The 16,613-nt window shown below is 57.8% G+C and carries 15 protein-coding genes; 2 read left to right on the top strand and 13 right to left on the bottom strand.

Going from position 1 to position 16,613, the window contains the following annotated elements; all coding sequences use genetic code 11:
• Positions 1 to 8 precede the first annotated feature (8 nt).
• The 10 genes from gatD to AB1772_02615 all read right to left on the bottom strand — a co-directional run bounded on the left by gatD (position 9) and on the right by AB1772_02615 (position 10,197).
• Positions 9 to 1,391 (bottom strand): Glu-tRNA(Gln) amidotransferase subunit GatD, encoded by a 1,383-nt coding sequence (gene gatD, locus AB1772_02660; GenBank protein MEW5795239.1) that lies wholly within the window; start codon positions 1,389 to 1,391, stop codon positions 9 to 11.
• Positions 1,384 to 3,390, bottom strand: a complete 2,007-nt coding sequence (gene gatE, locus AB1772_02655) for a Glu-tRNA(Gln) amidotransferase subunit GatE (protein ID MEW5795238.1) — start codon at positions 3,388 to 3,390, stop codon at positions 1,384 to 1,386. Before gatE ends, gatD begins: the two co-directional genes overlap by 8 nt.
• A gap of 166 nt (positions 3,391 to 3,556) precedes the next feature.
• A complete protein-coding gene (locus AB1772_02650; protein ID MEW5795237.1) occupies positions 3,557 to 4,750 on the bottom strand; it encodes a diaminopropionate ammonia-lyase in 1,194 nt (397 codons plus the stop codon).
• Between the two features lie 8 nt (positions 4,751 to 4,758).
• Positions 4,759 to 5,661: a DUF3078 domain-containing protein gene (locus AB1772_02645; GenBank protein ID MEW5795236.1), complete on the bottom strand. Its 903-nt coding sequence runs from the start codon at positions 5,659 to 5,661 to the stop codon at positions 4,759 to 4,761.
• A 162-nt stretch (positions 5,662 to 5,823) separates the two neighbouring features.
• The gene (gene panB / locus AB1772_02640; protein MEW5795235.1) at positions 5,824 to 6,660 is read right to left on the bottom strand and encodes a 3-methyl-2-oxobutanoate hydroxymethyltransferase; all 837 of its coding nucleotides are present in this window, start codon (positions 6,658 to 6,660) and stop codon (positions 5,824 to 5,826) included.
• A 2-nt stretch (positions 6,661 to 6,662) separates the two neighbouring features.
• Positions 6,663 to 7,331, bottom strand: a complete 669-nt coding sequence (locus AB1772_02635; protein ID MEW5795234.1) for a deoxynucleoside kinase — start codon at positions 7,329 to 7,331, stop codon at positions 6,663 to 6,665.
• Complete coding sequence (folK, locus tag AB1772_02630; protein ID MEW5795233.1) at positions 7,312 to 7,821, bottom strand: 2-amino-4-hydroxy-6-hydroxymethyldihydropteridine diphosphokinase; 510 nt, start codon at positions 7,819 to 7,821, stop codon at positions 7,312 to 7,314. The genes AB1772_02635 and folK overlap by 20 nt, the downstream gene beginning before the upstream one ends.
• Before the next feature lie 3 nt (positions 7,822 to 7,824).
• The gene (gene folB / locus AB1772_02625) at positions 7,825 to 8,235 is read right to left on the bottom strand and encodes a dihydroneopterin aldolase (GenBank protein ID MEW5795232.1); all 411 of its coding nucleotides are present in this window, start codon (positions 8,233 to 8,235) and stop codon (positions 7,825 to 7,827) included.
• A complete protein-coding gene (locus AB1772_02620; protein MEW5795231.1) occupies positions 8,232 to 9,413 on the bottom strand; it encodes a pyridoxal phosphate-dependent aminotransferase in 1,182 nt (393 codons plus the stop codon). Before AB1772_02620 ends, folB begins: the two co-directional genes overlap by 4 nt.
• Positions 9,414 to 9,429: 16 nt before the next feature.
• Positions 9,430 to 10,197 carry a class II aldolase/adducin family protein gene (locus AB1772_02615; protein ID MEW5795230.1) on the bottom strand — a complete coding sequence of 256 codons (768 nt, stop codon included), beginning with the start codon at positions 10,195 to 10,197 and terminating at the stop codon, positions 9,430 to 9,432.
• A 159-nt stretch (positions 10,198 to 10,356) separates the two neighbouring features.
• Between AB1772_02615 and AB1772_02610 the strand changes: the two genes are divergently transcribed.
• Both AB1772_02610 and AB1772_02605 read left to right on the top strand, forming a co-directional pair.
• Positions 10,357 to 11,859: a trypsin-like peptidase domain-containing protein gene (locus AB1772_02610; protein MEW5795229.1), complete on the top strand. Its 1,503-nt coding sequence runs from the start codon at positions 10,357 to 10,359 to the stop codon at positions 11,857 to 11,859.
• Positions 11,860 to 11,952: 93 nt separating this feature from the next.
• On the top strand, positions 11,953 to 12,807 hold the full coding sequence (locus AB1772_02605; protein ID MEW5795228.1) for a sigma-70 family RNA polymerase sigma factor: 855 nt from the start codon (positions 11,953 to 11,955) through the stop codon (positions 12,805 to 12,807).
• A gap of 68 nt (positions 12,808 to 12,875) precedes the next feature.
• Here AB1772_02605 and AB1772_02600 read toward each other — a convergent pair whose 3' ends face one another.
• From AB1772_02600 to AB1772_02590, 3 genes are all read right to left on the bottom strand, one after another.
• Positions 12,876 to 14,855, bottom strand: a complete 1,980-nt coding sequence (locus tag AB1772_02600; GenBank protein MEW5795227.1) for a hypothetical protein — start codon at positions 14,853 to 14,855, stop codon at positions 12,876 to 12,878.
• 413 nt (positions 14,856 to 15,268) lie between these two features.
• Positions 15,269 to 16,135, bottom strand: a complete 867-nt coding sequence (locus tag AB1772_02595; protein MEW5795226.1) for a hypothetical protein — start codon at positions 16,133 to 16,135, stop codon at positions 15,269 to 15,271.
• Between the two features lie 23 nt (positions 16,136 to 16,158).
• Positions 16,159 to 16,613 (bottom strand): PPC domain-containing protein (locus AB1772_02590; protein ID MEW5795225.1); only part of this gene is annotated, 455 nt, incomplete at its 5' end.

Genomic DNA, 16,613 nt, shown 5'->3' with positions numbered 1-16,613 from the left:
CTCCAATACTATTTGTGGATCGTGCGGAGGAATGCCTCCACCTCAGGAACCCCCCCTTGCAGGATGAGATAACCGTTGTATGGCTCGCGTTCGGTAATCTCGCCGCAGATCGGTGTCAACATGATCTCCCTGACGAGTTCGAGATCGCTCGTCTGTCCCAGCGCCCAGGCCAGTTTCACGTACGCCACTTCCGGAAGCATATTGGCGGCCGGAATGATCCCCTTGGCCATGAGGTCGCGGCCGGTGTCGTAAACGAACATGTGCACATATCCCCAGAGAGTCTGCACGGTCATATAGATGGCTACTCCGGCCGCGGTGGCGCGCTCGATGGCGGGGTAGACAGGCTTGTTGATGTGTCCCAAGCCTGTACCGGCAATGACGATACCTTTGTAGCCGTTATCAACCAGCGAGTCGATCATGTCCTGATGCATGTTCGGATAGTAATACACCATCGCTACTCGCTCTTCGAAATACGGATGGATATCGACTTGGCGGTCTTTGCGCCGCTTGTTGTAGTTGTCGTGCAGTGGGGTGACTTTTTCGCGATTGACCATCGCCAGTGGAATATCGCCGACCGTGCGGAAGGTCGACCGGTATGAGGAGTGCATCTTGCGCACGCGCGTGCCCCGATGCAGCAGGCCGTACTCGTCCGAGGTCGGCCCGAACATACATACCACAACTTCGGCGATATCCGATTCGGCAGCGGTTTTGGTGGCGTGAATGAGGTTAAGGGCGGCATCGGACGACGGCCGATCCGATGACCGCTGTGAGCCTACCAGCACTATCGGCACCGGCGAATTCTGGATCATGAAAGCGAGCGCCGAAGCGGTGTGGTGCATGGTGTCGGTGCCGTGCCCGATCACGATACCGTCGACACCGTTGGCGATCTCCTCGCCGATTCGCACCGCAAGCTTTTTGTACTGCTCGGGGCCCATGTTCTCGCTGAAAACGGCGAACAGCTTCTCGGTCGTTAGATTGCAAATGTCGGCCAGTTCCGGCACGGCGCCGTAGAGTTCGCCGGGCGAGAAGGCCGGTATGACCGCGCCGGTGCGGTAATCGAGCCGCGACGCAATCGTACCACCGGTGCCAAGGAGCTTCACATTCGGCTTGTTGGGCGAAACTGGGAACTGCTTCTCCGGAATCTTGTAATGAGCCTCTTTACGTCCGCCGGCTTTGATGTCCATCACGGTATCGATTTCGATTCCAACATTGTATCCGCTGGCCAGCTTGAGTACGAGATGCCGGTCGTCGTCGGTCTCAGAACGCGGCAGCACGATCCCCTTGAACTCACCGCGCGTGGTCTTGAGCTCACAGTTGTCCCAGACGGCCACGCCGAATTTTTCGAGTACCTCGCGGGCGGCTCCCTTGTACCCTTTGAGCGCTTCAGACATGAGCCAGCTCCTTCGTGACCGCCTCGGCGAGCAGTTTCAAATCAACCTTGCCGACAACTTTGGGTTTGAGGCGGCCCATTATCCAGCGCTGCCGCGCCTCGGGATGGCGCGACTTGCGCACCCGCTCGAACTCCGACGCCAGGGCTGGTATTTGTCTGGTCGCGTCCGCCAGTGAATTGAGGCCTGAACTCAGATCGCTCACAACTGTCTCCGCTCTTCTGTCAGGCGACGCGACCAGAACATACAGCGCTTCTTTAGCCATTGTCCGCTCGAGTCCGGTACGGTGCACCGCCAGACAGAGATCGACCACGCAAGTGGCCTCAAACGGTTCTTTTGTCCGCCGCTTGCGTTCCAGACCCTTGAGCGTATGACCGAAAAGCACCGCGATAAACTTCTCCGGCCAGCCGGTCTTGCCCGCGATCTGCTCAACCACCGGCACAATCTCCCGCCTGATCAGGTACCGATGGGTGTCCGACGGTACTCCCCACATGCGCAGCCGGTGCAGCCAGTCCGGGAGGACATCGATCAGCCGCGCTCTGATACGCTCGATGTGATCATTGGCAATGGCAATGGGAGCCGAATCGGTGTCCGGATACATGCGGTCGGGCCCCGGCAGCACGCGCTCGAAAATCGTGGTGCCGTCTGAGAATGACTTCCGCGTCTCGTTGGGCACACCTGCGAAAGCGAGGCGGCATCGCTCCTCGACAGTCTCGAGAGCGGTAGCCATATCGTCGGCGGGCCCCCAGTACACGAGCTGGGCGTCATTATCGTCTGCGCCCAGTAGACGGCGCAACTCGGCGGCGGTGCCGTTATCGAACCAGGCGTCGCCTTCGCTGTGGATCAGATTTGGTCGCTCCAGGCAAGCGATCACTTTAAGTCGATCACTGAGTTCACTGGCAAAGCACTTGCCTGGTTGGGTGAAGTGAGACAGAATGTCCCTGAACGCCGGCAAGTTGACCGCTACGCAGCGATAGTCGGTGTTTAGAGTCTCGGCCAATAGCGGCGGAAGCGCGTGCAGGAGAGTCGAATCGAGCTTTACCGACTTGACTCGCCATCCCGAGTGATCGGAGCACCGCTCCTGCAGAATATCCCTGATCCGCAGCAGCGCCTTCTGGCGGAAGGCCTCAACATGCACCAGATCGGGAATCCAGCGAATATGCTGCACACCTTTGATCTCGACCCTTGTTCCGCCGGCGATACTGACATTGACATCCTCGCGCGCGGCGCCGATCCCGGTGCGCACCTTCCCCGATGTCCGCACCAACAGGCGAAGGTACTGGGCGGCCTCGGCCACTTCATCCGGAGTCAGCATATCAGGATAGGTAACAGTTTCAATCAGCGGCATACCGAGGCGGTCGGTCGTGTATACCCGTAGGTGGCCCACATCGGAGACCTCCCGGCAGGAGTCCTCCTCGATGCTGATTTGGATAATGCGAACTTTCTTGTGTGCGAGCGGGATTTCTCCCTCGATGCCGACAATGCCGGTGCGCTGAAAGCCGGTCGGAATGCTGCCGTCGAGATACTGCTTGCGCGCGATGTGCAGCTCGCCGACCATGTTGCACTTAAGCATGAGGGCGATTTCGAGCGCGATTTCGAGAGCATCGCGGTCGATCTGAAAGGGCGGAGTATCGTCGATATCGTACGTGCAGGCGGTTTCGTCCTTGATCCGGTAGATAATCGTCTTGCGGGTTTTTTTCTCCATTAGGGCTGTGCCGTCGTACTCCCCCATCTCGCTGAGCGTGGGTCGCATGTGCCGGATCACCTCAGCGTCGTACTCACCATGCTGATACAGCCCCGCCGGACAGTGGCAAAACAGCTTCTTTTGGGTCAGCAGTTGCTGGTGAATTTCCAGACCGCTTTTGAAACCGAGCCGGAAATAGGTTTCGCGAGTGGCCTCGGACCGGGGCACATAGCCGACCTGCCGGCGAGATAGCTCATAGTTCTCCTTGTGGCCGGGGGATAGCGTTGCGACAGGGTAACTGGCAGGAACACGGTTCAATGAAATCTCTCCTTGGTGATAACTAACCCCTTCAGGACCGAGCGCGCGAGGTAGTAGACGACAACTTCTGGTGGAAAGGACATGTCATGATCGGAAAATATACCCCGCCGGACAGCGTAGAAAAGAGGTTTTTTGGCGAGCGTTTCGGGCGTTCGTTGGAGGTGTTCTACAGCTTGTTCTTGCCAACACGGGACCGGAAGCCGTCCGGGTCGGTATCTCCTTCGGTGTTGAGAAGCAGCACGGTCGAGTCAGGTGTCAGGGGGAGTGATCGGCGGACATGCTCCAGGGAGCTGTCGCCTGTCAAACTGAGCAATGCCGCCAGGCCGGCGGCCCCCGATTCGCCGGAGATGACCCGAGTGTCATTTCCGCTCGGATGATAAAATCGACGCATGGCGTCCACACACGACGAATCATCGATGGCCAGAAACATGTCGAAGCCGAGCTTGATGAGCGGCCAGGCCACGAGTGAGGGAGTCCCGCAGTTCAGGCCGGCCATGATACTGTTCTGCCGTCCTCTGCTCAACACCGGTTCGCCCGATGGAGAAGATATTGACTCAAGCAGGCAGGCGGCCTCGGTTGGTTCGACAGACACGAGCGTAACTTGCGGCCAGGGAGATTCGCGGCGGAAGTACCAGGCGGCGGCCGCCGCCAGCGCACCTACACCTCCCTGTACCAGGACCAGATCGATACGGACGTTTTGGCCGATGTCGTTTTCGATCTCGCGGAACAGCGTCAGGTATCCCGCCATGATCCATCGCGGGATTTCTTCGTATCCCGTCCAGGAGGTATCCGAAACTGTCTGCCACCGGTTGACCGCCGCATCGCGCGCGCATCGCGTGACCGCGTCATCGTATGTCCCGTCCACCAGCACCACCTTTGCGTTCTCGCCGCGAATGTTCTGTACTCTTGCAGGAGCAGAGTTATTCGGCATGTAGATGACCGCGCCCTGATCGAGCTTTCGCGCGGTCCAGGCAACCCCGCGGCCGTGGTTGCCGTCGGTGGCCGTGCAAAGAGTGAGCTCGCCTTTACGGAGTATGTCGCGCCAGGAGTAGAATTCCGAAGGAGCCGGACAAGGCAGTGACTGGCCCGCCAGGTAGGCCTTCACGTATCGGTAGATGGCGTACGACGCGCCGAGCGCTTTGAATGCCTTGAGTCCGAAACGATGCGCCTCGTCTTTGACCACAAGCCCGCCCACGCCAAGCTCAGAGACGAGTCCGGGAAGATGGACCAGCGGGGTGGGCTTGTACTCAGGAATTGAGTGATGCAGCGCGGTTATGTCATCGGCGCGAAACGGCGCCTCGACCGCCTCGGACCAGCCTGGTGACGGCTGTCGGTACCGATTGACTACTGCTACGGCCATCTGAGGTTTTACGTTATCCGCACCGTGAAGCCCAGCGCGAGGGTCTCTTTGAAACGGGCGCGTTTGTCAATGTCTTTGTCGTAGAGCACCTGAGTGTACAGGCTCACGCTGACAATTGTCGTCACCGAAGCCGTAAACGTGTTTTCCCAATTGACATCCGGTGTCGACCAGTGGACACCGACGTCGCGCGCGCCCAGCACATGCTCGCGGTCCGACTCCGATGAAAACAGCGCCTTGAATATGCTCAGCTTGCCCACATACTGTATGTTCTGCGCCAGCTTGAGGGTAGCGTCGGTTACCGATTCTACACCGCCGTCGGTAATAGTCGAATCATCGGTTTCGAGTGTCGCCAGATCGATGATTGTTGTCTTGAAAATCTGGCGCGCGGCCAGACCGATGCGACTGGTGAAGGTCTCATTCTCCTTCTTGTAGAACTGGCGGGCCACACCGAACGACTCGGTCAGTTTCAGCGGGCTCAGGTACAGCTTCTTGGCCGCCACGGAGCCGTCGAAGAACTGGCTCTCCAACCTGACCGCCGCATACGGATCCACGACTTTTCCCAGAGTGAACCGAAAGACGTTTTCCCAATCAATCAGATCGGTGGACTTTCTCGGTTTGGCCCAGTCTTTGGTGTCAGCGTCCTGTGTCAGCGTCTGTCCGAACTTCAGGCGCAGGGTTGACTTGAGGTTCACTTTGGTACTCAACTGCCGCTCGGCGGTGCCGTCGAGATTCCACACCCAGTTGACCGAGCCGGCCTCGCCGCCGACCCACGAGTCTGAGTACGATGTTTGCGTAACAGTCAGATCGGTGACCAGCGAGGTCTTCCAGCCGGCGGCGCTGTCACTCTGCGCCAGGGCCGTTCCCGCAACCACGAGCATTGCTGCGCACATGCCGATTATTTTGGCGAACATATCAAAACTCCCTTCCGAGACTACTGTCTCTAATCGATCACGGCCGCACTATCTGTAGAATGGTACCATCCCAACTAATATCTCCTAGATCGTGGGCGGCAGATCTCCGGAGGTTGTCAGAAGCCAAGAGAAGTTGCGGCACTAGTCCCAGCCTGAAGAACTCTAGTTTTCACCCTTGGAGAAGGATTCCTCGTCATTCGGATATCGGCCATTGCGGACGTCATCTACGAACCGTCGCGCGGCATCGGCGATGATCGGCGGCAGGTCGGCGTACTCGCGGACGAAGCGCGGCTTGAAACCGGGTTCGCGCAGTCCGAGGATGTCGTTGATTACCAGCACCTGGCCGTCGCAATGCGGCCCGGCGCCTATGCCGATCGTCGCCATGGTCTTCAGTGCCGAGGTAATCTCCGCCGCGGTCTCCCTGGTTGTAAGTTCCAGTACGCAAGAAAAGCAGCCTGCCTGTTCGAGCGCCAACGCCGAATCCATGAGGTAACTGCTTGACTTGTCGGTTTTGCCCTGCACTTTGGGTCCGCCGAAGCGATTGATCGACTGCGGGGTCAAACCGATATGCCCCATCACAGGAATTCCGCATTCGATCAGCCGCCGCACCGTGGGCACCATTTCGAGGCCGCCCTCGATTTTCACCGCCTCGGCACTTCCTTCGGCCAGGAAACGTCCGGCGTTTCTTATGGCCGTCTCAATCGACGGCTGAAACGAGAGAAACGGCATGTCGGCAACCACCAGTGCCTTCTCCCGCCCGCGCGCCACCGCCGCCGTGTGGCTGACCATCACGTCCATGCCGATTGCCAAAGTCGATTTGTGACCGTGCACGACATTGGCGGCAGAATCGCCTACCAGCAGGATATCGACCCCGGCCTGATCGAGCAGCCGTGCGGTGAAGTAATCATATGCGGTCAGCACGGCGATCTTCTCGCCCCGCTTTTTCATCCTCACGATAGTGTGGGTCGTGATCTTCTCGCGCTTCCTGACGACAGACATATTCATTCCCCGGATGGAAGTGGGCCGGACGGCGGACTGTAGTATTTCTTGCCGGCGATCGGCTTGGAAATCTGATCGATCAAATCGTCGAAATGCTCCGGCCGATGTACGAAATCGATTTCATCAGTTTTGACCACAAGAAGTGGCGTATCCACATAGTGAAAGAAATAGTAATCGTACGCGTTGTTGAGCATTTCGATGTAGTCGAAATCGATCGGCTTCTCGAACGGATGATTGCGGCTGCGGATACGCTCCAGCAGGACGCTGGTGGACGCTTGAAGGTATATCACGAGGTCAGGAGAGGGGACATCGCGCGCCAACGTCGGAGCGATCTTGTTGTACAACGCCAGCTCCCGCTCGGAGAGATTGACCGATGCGAATATGGCGTCCTTGGCGAAAAGATAGTCGGCAACTATGCGCTGTGCAAAAAGATCACGCTCCATCAATTGCTGCTGTTGTTGAAAGCGAGAGATCAGGAAATACAACTGGCAGGACAGGGCGTGGCGCTTCCGATCTTTATAGAAATCGGCCAGGAACGGATTTTCGAATACCTCCTCGTCAATCAGCCGCGCCTTGAGGCGCTCGGCCAGCAGACGAGCGAACGAGGTCTTGCCGACCCCGATCACGCCCTCGACCGCGATATAGCTCGGATCAGCTTTGTCGTGCGACATGATCTCGATAAATCTCTACCTGGGTTCGGCCGGCCGGGGTAAGATACTTTGCCAGCGGTTTGCCTGTCACCGGATGGACCAGCTCCGGATCGATATCCAGAAGGGGTATGAGCACAAACGGGCGCCTGGTTATCCTGGGATGCGGGATTTCCAATCTTTCCGTTTTGACTCGCTTATCCCCAAAGAGCAGAATGTCAATGTCGATAGTCCGCGCCCGGCGTTCACCCTTGCCGTTGCGACCGAGGTGGTCTTCAATCGTCTCTACAGCCTGCTGGAGATCCTCGGGAGAGAAGGCGTATTCCAGCTTGACCACCTGATTCAGAAAGGGCGGGGAGTCGTCGGAGGTTTCCTGCGCCGGGCTTTCGTAGATTGCCGACACGGCCACAATCTCCAACCCGTCGACGTCTCGCAGGCGCCCCACGGCTGAATTCAGGAATCGTTCGCGATCACCCAGGTTGGATCCGAGTCCAAGGTATACGACTTCCATCATCGCTCAGGTACTCTCCGGCCTATTAAACTTCGGGGCGGTGAGTTTCGAGGGGTCTCCCTGCATTCGCGTCACTTCGACTTCAATGTACTTCGCCGGACCGGCCACCGGCGGATGGAGCTTGCGAATCCTCAACGTTACCGCATACACCGGGAACCTGTCGAGCAGGATACCGGCCAGTTCGCCGGCCAGACCCTCCAGAAGGGCATACGCCCGACCCTCGACAACCTCGCGAATAACCGCGTAGACCTGGCTGTAGTCGATCGTATCGCGGAGGTTGTCCGAGTGGGCCGCCTCGGCCAGATCAGTTTGAAGATCGCAGTCGACCTCGAACTGGCGTCCCGTTTCCTTTTCGGCCGCGCTAATCCCGTGATAGCCGTAAAAGGTCAGACCCACAAGCCGGATGACATCCTTCATTCTGTGTCCTCCCGCTTACGTGCGATGCGGCTTCGCCGCACGCGGCGACACGCCTCGGCGAACGCTTCAGAGCCGGCCAGCAGACTGAATCGCAGAAACCCCTCGCCGTTCTCGCCGAAGGCAAGCCCCGGTGCGACCACGATGCGAAAACGGCGCAGCAAAGTTCGGGCAAGGTTGGTCGATGGCATTCGTCTCTCGATACGCGCCCATTCGAATGGTACCGACGATTGTACCGTGCGTTCGAGCCGCAGCAGCGACATTAGCTGCGAGGCCTCGCTTGACGCGCGCGTTAGCCGGTCGCGCACACGCGTTAGCGCATCGCAGGGATATTGCCGAATCGCCTCGACTGCCAGATTAGCGGCATAGGACGGCAGGTAGGCGTGAACCAGGCGGGAGGTCTTTTTCAAACCGGATATCGCTTCGCGATTGCCCACGGCATATCCGAACGGCAGCGCCGGAAGCCCGAATTGATAGGCGAACGATCCCAATTCGACCCCGACCTTCTTTCCGCCAGTGACTGATAGGAGCGACGCATGCGGTCGGTTGGAAAGCGACGCATAAGCGGTATCATTGATAATCAGGATGTTCTGCCGTCCGGCAGTCCAGACCAGCTCGGCGATTTCCTTGTGGGTCAGTTCCACGCCGGTTGGGTTGTGCGGCGAATTGAGGAACAGCAGACGGGCGGCTCGTCCCAGCACGGTATTGAGGCGGTCGAATCGAGGCGACCAGTCGTTTTTTGACGACACTGTATAAGTGATCGGCTGACCATTGCACGCGGTCACACAAGCCCTGTAAAGGGGGATGCCCACGGAGGGAACGAACGCGGCATCGCCGCTGTCGATATGGGCCAGCGCCATTTGAAAGGCAAGGTTGGAGATGCCCCCGCCAATGAAGATCTCTTTGTCCGGGATGATTCGCGCGCCGTGGGTGCGATTTATCCAAACTGCGAGTTCCTCCCTAAGTGCTGCCAACTGCTGCTCTGTTGCCGGCATCAGCTCGTCGCCTGCGGGCTTGGTATCTTGTTCGAACGCTATGGGCCAGTGGAACGAGGCCAGGTCGATCACGCCGCTGCGTCCCAGCCCGAACAGTGTGCGGCCCGACGGGACAAAGTCCGCCACCTCGGGCGGCATCTGGTAGAGCCGATTGGCTCGATCGATAACTACTTTCCGGACCGGCACATTGTCTCCATGCGTATCAGTCCCGTTCGCGCGTCAACGTATTTCTCAGATTTTCGAGGCGCTCAAAATCGGAACCAGGAATGTGCTGGGGACCGCCCAACGTTCGACTCAGGTGGAGTATGCGGGCAGCGTGCTCCACAATCTCATGCCGTTGCCATGCGATCATAACCGACCGCCCGACTGTCACCAGCCCATGATTACGCAATAGAAAGGCGTCGTGGTTCGCGAAAAACGGTTCCAGTGCTTTCGGAACGGCCTCGGTCCCGGGAGGGGCATACTCAGTCAATGCCACCGGACCGACAAGCACTACCATCTCAGGCAGCGACCGCCATTCCATTTCGACTCCGGCGACCGCAAAGGCGGTGGCGTACGGCGGATGGGCGTGGACAACGGCCTGTATGTCCGGACGCGACTTGTACAGGTACAAATGGGTCGCGAGTTCCGATGACGGCTCGCCATCGCCATCAAGTTTCGTCCCGTGCAGATCGACCATCACGAGATCGTCTGCATCTAGGTCACCGAGAGGCACGCCCGAGGGAGTGATCAGGATGTGGCCGTTCTCCAGGCGGGCGGAGAGGTTGCCGTCGGACCCGGCCACCATCCGCATCTTAGTCAGCCTCTTGCCGACCTCGATAAGCTGTTTCCGCTGTTTCCGGGCTGAGTCCATTCCGGCGGCAAAGTAGCGGGCAGCAGCGGGGAAGTCAACAAGGTCGCCACACTGGGGTAAACCCGATACGGCCGTGCGAAGCAGGCCGCCTCGCAATTGTATGATGCGATAAACCATAGACTTACAACCCCCGATGAGCAGAACTTTCCCTTAGAATTCGGGTATCAAGTCAGGAATGAGGTTCGTATTAGTAATAAGGAAGTTCTCACGTCGAGGCATCAGGTTTTGCTTGACACGCCTCGGAGTGAGGGGTATACTATAAGGCTAAGTTTTCTGGTGGGCTTCTTGATTAACCAATCGGTTCCTCCTCAGAAGCCGAAATTCTCCGGCCGCCGCACGGCCGGTATCGTTTCGGCTGCCGTCCTTTTCACCCTCCTCGGCGTTCTAATTGCGTCTAACCTGGACCTGTCAGCCCCCTCAGTGGCCCAGGTGCCGACCAACGTCAGCCAGACCGGTCTGTTCCCTGTGGTAGACAAGGGCGGCCACATGCAGTCGCCGTTCGTTGACGTGGTCAATCAGGTGGCTGACGCCGTGGTCAATGTCTCTGCCACAACCCGCGACAACCAGGCCCACTGGTGGCTCCGGGGCGGCCACTATGCCATGTCTCGCGGCTCCGGGTTCTTCTTCCGCGAGGACGGCTATGTCCTGACTAACAATCACGTTGTGGCCAACGCCATGGAGATCACGGTCCGGACATCGTCGGGCTACGAATACCGGGCACAGCTCGTGGGCAACGATCCGGAATCGGATCTGGCCGTACTTCGGGTCGAGCCGGAAGAGAAGGTTACGGTTATCCCGTTTGGTGACTCCGACGAGATCCAGGTGGGCGACTGGGCCATTGCGATCGGCAACCCGTTTCCCGAGCAGGGTCTGGATAGGACCGTCACGGTCGGCGTGGTCTCGGCCAAAGGTCGAAGCCAACTCCGGTTCACCGGCGACACGCCGTACTACCAGAACTACATTCAGACCGACGCCGCCATTAATCCGGGCAATTCGGGCGGCCCGCTTCTAAACCTTCGCGGTGAGTGCATCGGGGTCAATGCAGCCATCACGAGCCCGACCGGTTCCTCGGTCGGTATCGGGTTCGCCATCCCTATCAATCTGGCTCGCGCCATCGTACCAGATTTGATTGCTACGGGCAAACCGAGTCGCGGCTGGCTGGGAGTGCAGATGTCGGATGTCAACGAGCGCCAGGCCAAGCGGCTCGGACTAAACGCCGTACGCGGGGTGGTGATCGACTCGGTGTTTGTGGGATCGCCCGCCGACCAGGCCGGAATTCAACCGGGTGACGTTGTCGTGAAGTTCAATAATCAGGAAGTTGTAAACGGCAGTCAGTTCTCGGTGCTGGTGTCCACGCTCAGGCAGGGGAATACGATCCCTGTCGAGGTGGTCCGCGACGGCAAGCACGTTAACCTGAAGACGACAATTGGCGACCGCGACAGCGGGCTGGCCCAGTCGCTGGAAAACCCTGGAGGGGGTGCTCACCCCGAGACCGAGGTCCTGCTCGGCATGGAATTGAGCCGCTACACACCGGAAATCGCCCGAGATATTGGCGCGGAACATGTTGACGGTTTGTACGTTTGGAGAGTGTACCCGGGGACGGCGGCCGACCGAGCGGGCGTAACTGCCGGCTCGATCATTATGAAAATCGGGAAAAACGCCGTGAGTTCGGTGGAGGAATTTCTTTCCGCGGTGAGACAAGAGGAAGACCGGTCGCGAATCCCGCTCATTGTGCAGGAGCCGGATGGCGCTATCGCCCGGAAGATACTGAGGCAGTAAGTTATTGAAGATAGAGAGCAGTACCGACGGCTCGCGAGGGCCGTCTTGGACCAAAACAGTAGTCGTAGGGTTCGAAGGAGCTAGTCAGCCAAGGTGGCGAAACAGTCACTGAAGTATCGCGATGAGGACCGGTCACTCGACCTGTACCTTCGCGAGATCGGGGAAACCCCCCTTATTACCGCTGCGGAAGAAGTACGCCTGGCGCGCAAAATAAAGCAGGGTGACACAAAGGCCCTGGAAAAACTAACTCGCGCCAATCTTCGTTTCGTGGTGTCCGTCGCCAAGCAGTACCAAAACCAGGGTCTGTCCCTGGCCGACTTGATCAACGAAGGCAATATCGGCCTGATCAAAGCGGCCAAGCGGTTCGACGAGACTCGTGGGTTCAAGTTCATCTCTTACGCCGTCTGGTGGATTCGCCAGGCTATTTTACAGGCGCTGGCCGAACAGAGCCGTATCGTGCGGCTGCCGCTCAACCGGGTTGGCACGCTGCACAAGATCGGCAAGGTTTCGAGCCGTCTGGAGCAGGGTCTCGGCCGGGAGCCGTCGCCGGAAGAAATCGCCAAGGAACTGGAATTGTCCGAGGGCGAGGTTTCCGACACGCTGAAAATCTCGAACTCGCATTTGTCGCTCGACGCGCCGTTTTCGGTTTCTGAAGACAACTCGCTGATCGACATCCTCGAGGACGAGTTTCAACCGTCGCCGGACGAAGCGCTGCTCAGCAGCTCGCTGAGGGTCGAGATCGAGAAGGCGCTCGACACGCTCACGCCGCGTGAGGCCGAAGTGATCAATCTGTATTTCGGGTTGAATCACGAGAAGGCGCTCACGCTGGAGGAGATCGGCGCGCGGTTTTCGCTGACGCGTGAGCGTGTAAGGCAGATCAAAGAGAAAGCGATCCGCCGTCTTCGGCACGCCTCGCGCAGCCGCTCGCTAAGGGCGTATTTGAATTAGACCGCGAGATTATCGATAGACGACAAGCCGCTCCTCATTCGAGGGGCGGCTTTTCATGGAGAAACAGATTATCGCAGCAGTCTTAGATGGCCGACGCTATATGTCATATCACCTCCCTGACCGGTTATGTGAACGAAATTGAATCCGGGCTCGAACGCTTCGCGGGGGACGTAAATTGTGTCAACTCGCAACCCGCCTTCGGGTATTCGCCGGATAGGGACAACATGACTGGCCACGACGGTCGAATCTCTCAGGAACTCCAATAAGTATTCATCGTTGCTATCGGAGCTCAACTCAATAATCTCGGTGTGACGCAGTTCTTCCATGTCTATCACCAGGCCTGGTTGCCGAAGCAGCATGTTTCCCGGGGCTCGATACGGCGTGCCCTGAGGGCGAGGGTGGCGGAAGTCGGATAATCGTACGCGAACCGGCTGCGAAACGTAACTCTGAATCAGATGCTCATATCGTCCGAGGTTCATATCGACAATTGTCTTGAGCCGGGTCCAATCCCATAGATTGCCCCTTGTGATGAAACGCAGTCTACCGTAGTATTCTCGGAGCAGCTCTTCGGTCAGAACATTGTCGCCGCTTTCTAGTGAGGCGATGTAGCCCTCCGGGATCGGTCGTATGAAATGTCCGATGCGCCATTTCTTTGGTGTCATCGTAGGTAGTCGAGCCAGAAGCGGGTCCGACAACCCGTGATAATCGACCACATGCACCTGGGGTCCCGCAAAGAAGCCAAAGAAGCCGATGCCTGCTCGCGTCACGACTCGTTTGCCCGCCAATCGAGCGTCGAGCCCTTCGCGTACCCACGGGTGATTTGGGATGGGCTGGTCGTTCGATTGTACGAGCAAACCTGTTTTCTGGTAGTAGCCCTCCCGCTCATCGGCGATGCCCTCGTTCCAGTAGAATTTGGAAGGGTCAGCCCCGTAGTTCATTCCGGATCGCAGAGGACAAGTTGGCCACACCAGACCTATGACAAGGGCTGTGCCCGCTATCATAGTACCTTCCGTCAGCGCCGGCCTGAATCGATGCTGCGAAAGAAACGTGATCGCCATTACGAACGGAGCCGCCAGGAATCGGCCCTCCATGTAGTCTCCGCCAACTCTAACCACATAACCGATATAGAGAAGGATCCCGAGTGAACCTACTATCAGTTTTGCGGAACGGGCGTACACTGCCGCCGCAACTGCGCCGGCCATTGCGATCAAGGTGACAGGCGAGCGCGAGAAGCCGCTCTTCAAGTAGATCCAACCCTGGGCAGCCAGGTCCGGCGAGTCGATTCCTGCGCTCAGTTTGGCAAAGGCACTGTTCGGAAACGGCGAGCCATAATAAAACGTGGCAAAGGCAAGCCAAAGGAATAGCGGGCTAACGCCGGGGAGGATTACCCATGCGTTCTTCTTGTTGTCGCAACAGACCACGCAGAACAACAGAGCGGGCAGGTAGAGGAGGATAGTATCCAGGCGGTTGATAGCTGAGAGCGCGGCTACGAAGGAAAGCCACATCAACGTACCGCGGTTGCGATCACCCGTGAAGTATTTCGCAAAGAACACGATTAGGAGAAGGTGTGTAAGGGGGTTCTCCAACCCCGACGTGGAGAAATCTATGAACGGTTTTGATGCCAGCAATCCCAGCAGCACCAACACTGCAGTGAACGGGGCTGTCGATACCCGGAGCGAAACGATCGCCGCCGCGAGCAAAGTGATACCGAGACTCAGGGCGATGCTGCTAAAGTAGACTTCCCTCGTGCACAGGTACACGAGTGTTACCAGGAACATCCAGAGCGGATTCGTGTACGCCTGGACCCGCTCGGCAACATTCCAGGTGAGCCCGTAGCCGTTCACGAAGTTGTCTATGGTTCGAAAGGTGATGTAGGCATCGTCATGCATCCAGGCCGTTAGAACTAGCACTACGGCGAGAATTCCCAGGACAGACGCTATTACCACACCCCAGCCGATGCCCCATGGGCGAAAACCCCGGCCGGCAGAGTAGTGCGTCTCACCGCCGATCGGTTGACCCGTCACTCCGATATCTATGCCCCTATTCAATGTCGGGTGACCTTTCTAACGCCGCATGGCACCGGACGTATCCGAGGCATTCGGTTTGGGTATCCAGATTGAAGCCGGTCTTATGCGCCAGCCGGTGACCGGCCAGAAGTCGTCATTACTTTCGAAGACGGGTCCGAGATATTCGGAGGGGTCTTTGAGGTTGTCTTCAAACCACCGATGCTCAAAAACGATTGCCGAATACTCTTTTGACCTTATCCTATCCAAGTATCGGCGATCGTGTGCGGCAGATCAAGGGGAAAGCGATCCGCCGTCTTCGGCACGCCTCGCGTAGCCGTTCGCTAAGGGCGTATCTGAATTAGGCGCGAAGATCATCTCTGAAGACGAAGCCGCCCCGAATGTTCGGGGCGGCTGTTTTTGTGGGTCCGCTTCGGGTGGGCAATTGGTGCCAGAGGCTATTTTTTGCCTTCAATCACTACGTTTTTCTTTGTCCCAGATGGAGGTAAGGCAACTTCCCGCCCCGATTCGTCGCGCGCAGCAGCCGACTGAATGGGGATAGGTTCGGATGGCTTGCCTTCGACAACCACGTTCCTGTCTGTCCCAGTCCTTACCAGAACCTCTCGACCAGATTCATCCAGGGCAGTGGTGAATCTACGCGCTCCACTTGCTGGAGGCTTGTTTTCTCCAACCGCGTTCCTCTCAGTCACCGGCGGCAGGACCACCTCACGCCCGGACTCATCATAGACAGCAGCAGACCTTGGCGAGACAGGCATAGCAGGCTTGGCGTCGACGACAGCGTTTTTCACCATGCCCATCGGCAGCACAAGCTCGCGCCCGCTTTCGTCCGTCACCGTGGCAGATCGCATTGACGCAGGCTCAGAAGGCTTTCCTTCAACTACCACGTTTCTGTCCATCCCCACTCGGAGGAGTACTTCCCGACCGAACTCATCGAGGGTCGTGGTGAACCCGGCAGCTTCTGATTGCGCCGGTTTCCCCTCTACTTCTACGTTCTTCTCGGTGCCCACATGGGGGACAACCCGTCGTCCGAACTCATCAAGGCCCCCCATAGAGTTTTCCACAGCCGGTTTCACTGGCTTGTTGTCTACCACTACATTCCTCTGTGAACGCGGCGGCAGAATCACGGGGCGGCCAGTTTCGTCCCAGGCAGTGTCGGGCCGGACGACCTTGTGTTCCGATTGGTCGTCGCCAATAGTCTGCGCCGGCAATCCCAGGAATAGGATTACTATGATGCCGATCAGTTCTAGCGAGATTATTCTACTGGAGTCTGGCAGTTGCATAACAAACACTCCTCTTATGCTCATGCGTTCAGTATCTTTATCCACTTCTATGGGGCCACATCGTCCCACCATAAGTTGTATCGATTGCAGCGGTTGCCGTAAAACACTTGAATATAATACACACCGGATGTTGACACGGTGAAGTCAATGTACTCGTTATCATCTGTAGACCGCGAGGACGCCAAAACCGCGCCGCCCGAGTTTACCAGTCGGATGTCAATGTCACCTTCCGCGTGGCTAAACCGACAGTCAATCAGTACCCGCTCGTATCCGGGCGTCACATCGATACAATACCAGTCGTCATCCGCTTGCTTGGCCGTGATCCAGGTGCCCTCTGATAGAGGCGTACACGTGGCCCGCGTATCGTTCTCCTCGTACTGGTCGTCACAACACCCACTGACATCGTCCCACCACAACTGGTAGGCATTACATTCATTGTCGTAATGGACCCTTATGTAATAAGTGCCAGGTCCCGGAACACAACAATCTATATACTCGTTGT

It is taken from the genome of Candidatus Zixiibacteriota bacterium, from assembly GCA_040752815.1.
Lineage (GTDB): Bacteria > Zixibacteria > MSB-5A5 > GN15 > FEB-12 > JAGGTI01.
This window is presented reverse-complemented; position numbering and strand designations above follow the sequence as displayed.

Coding starts and splice junctions, on each gene's coding strand:
- gatD (MEW5795239.1), bottom strand. CDS start 1,391: ATGTCTGAAGCGCTCAAAGGGTACAAGGGAGCCGCCCGCGAGGTACTC.
- AB1772_02650 (MEW5795237.1), bottom strand. CDS start 4,750: ATGGCCGTAGCAGTAGTCAATCGGTACCGACAGCCGTCACCAGGCTGG.
- AB1772_02645 (MEW5795236.1), bottom strand. CDS start 5,661: ATGTTCGCCAAAATAATCGGCATGTGCGCAGCAATGCTCGTGGTTGCG.
- panB (MEW5795235.1), bottom strand. CDS start 6,660: ATGTCTGTCGTCAGGAAGCGCGAGAAGATCACGACCCACACTATCGTG.
- AB1772_02635 (MEW5795234.1), bottom strand. CDS start 7,331: ATGTCGCACGACAAAGCTGATCCGAGCTATATCGCGGTCGAGGGCGTG.
- folK (MEW5795233.1), bottom strand. CDS start 7,821: ATGATGGAAGTCGTATACCTTGGACTCGGATCCAACCTGGGTGATCGC.
- folB (MEW5795232.1), bottom strand. CDS start 8,235: ATGAAGGATGTCATCCGGCTTGTGGGTCTGACCTTTTACGGCTATCAC.
- AB1772_02615 (MEW5795230.1), bottom strand. CDS start 10,197: ATGGTTTATCGCATCATACAATTGCGAGGCGGCCTGCTTCGCACGGCC.
- AB1772_02595 (MEW5795226.1), bottom strand. CDS start 16,135: ATGAGCATAAGAGGAGTGTTTGTTATGCAACTGCCAGACTCCAGTAGA.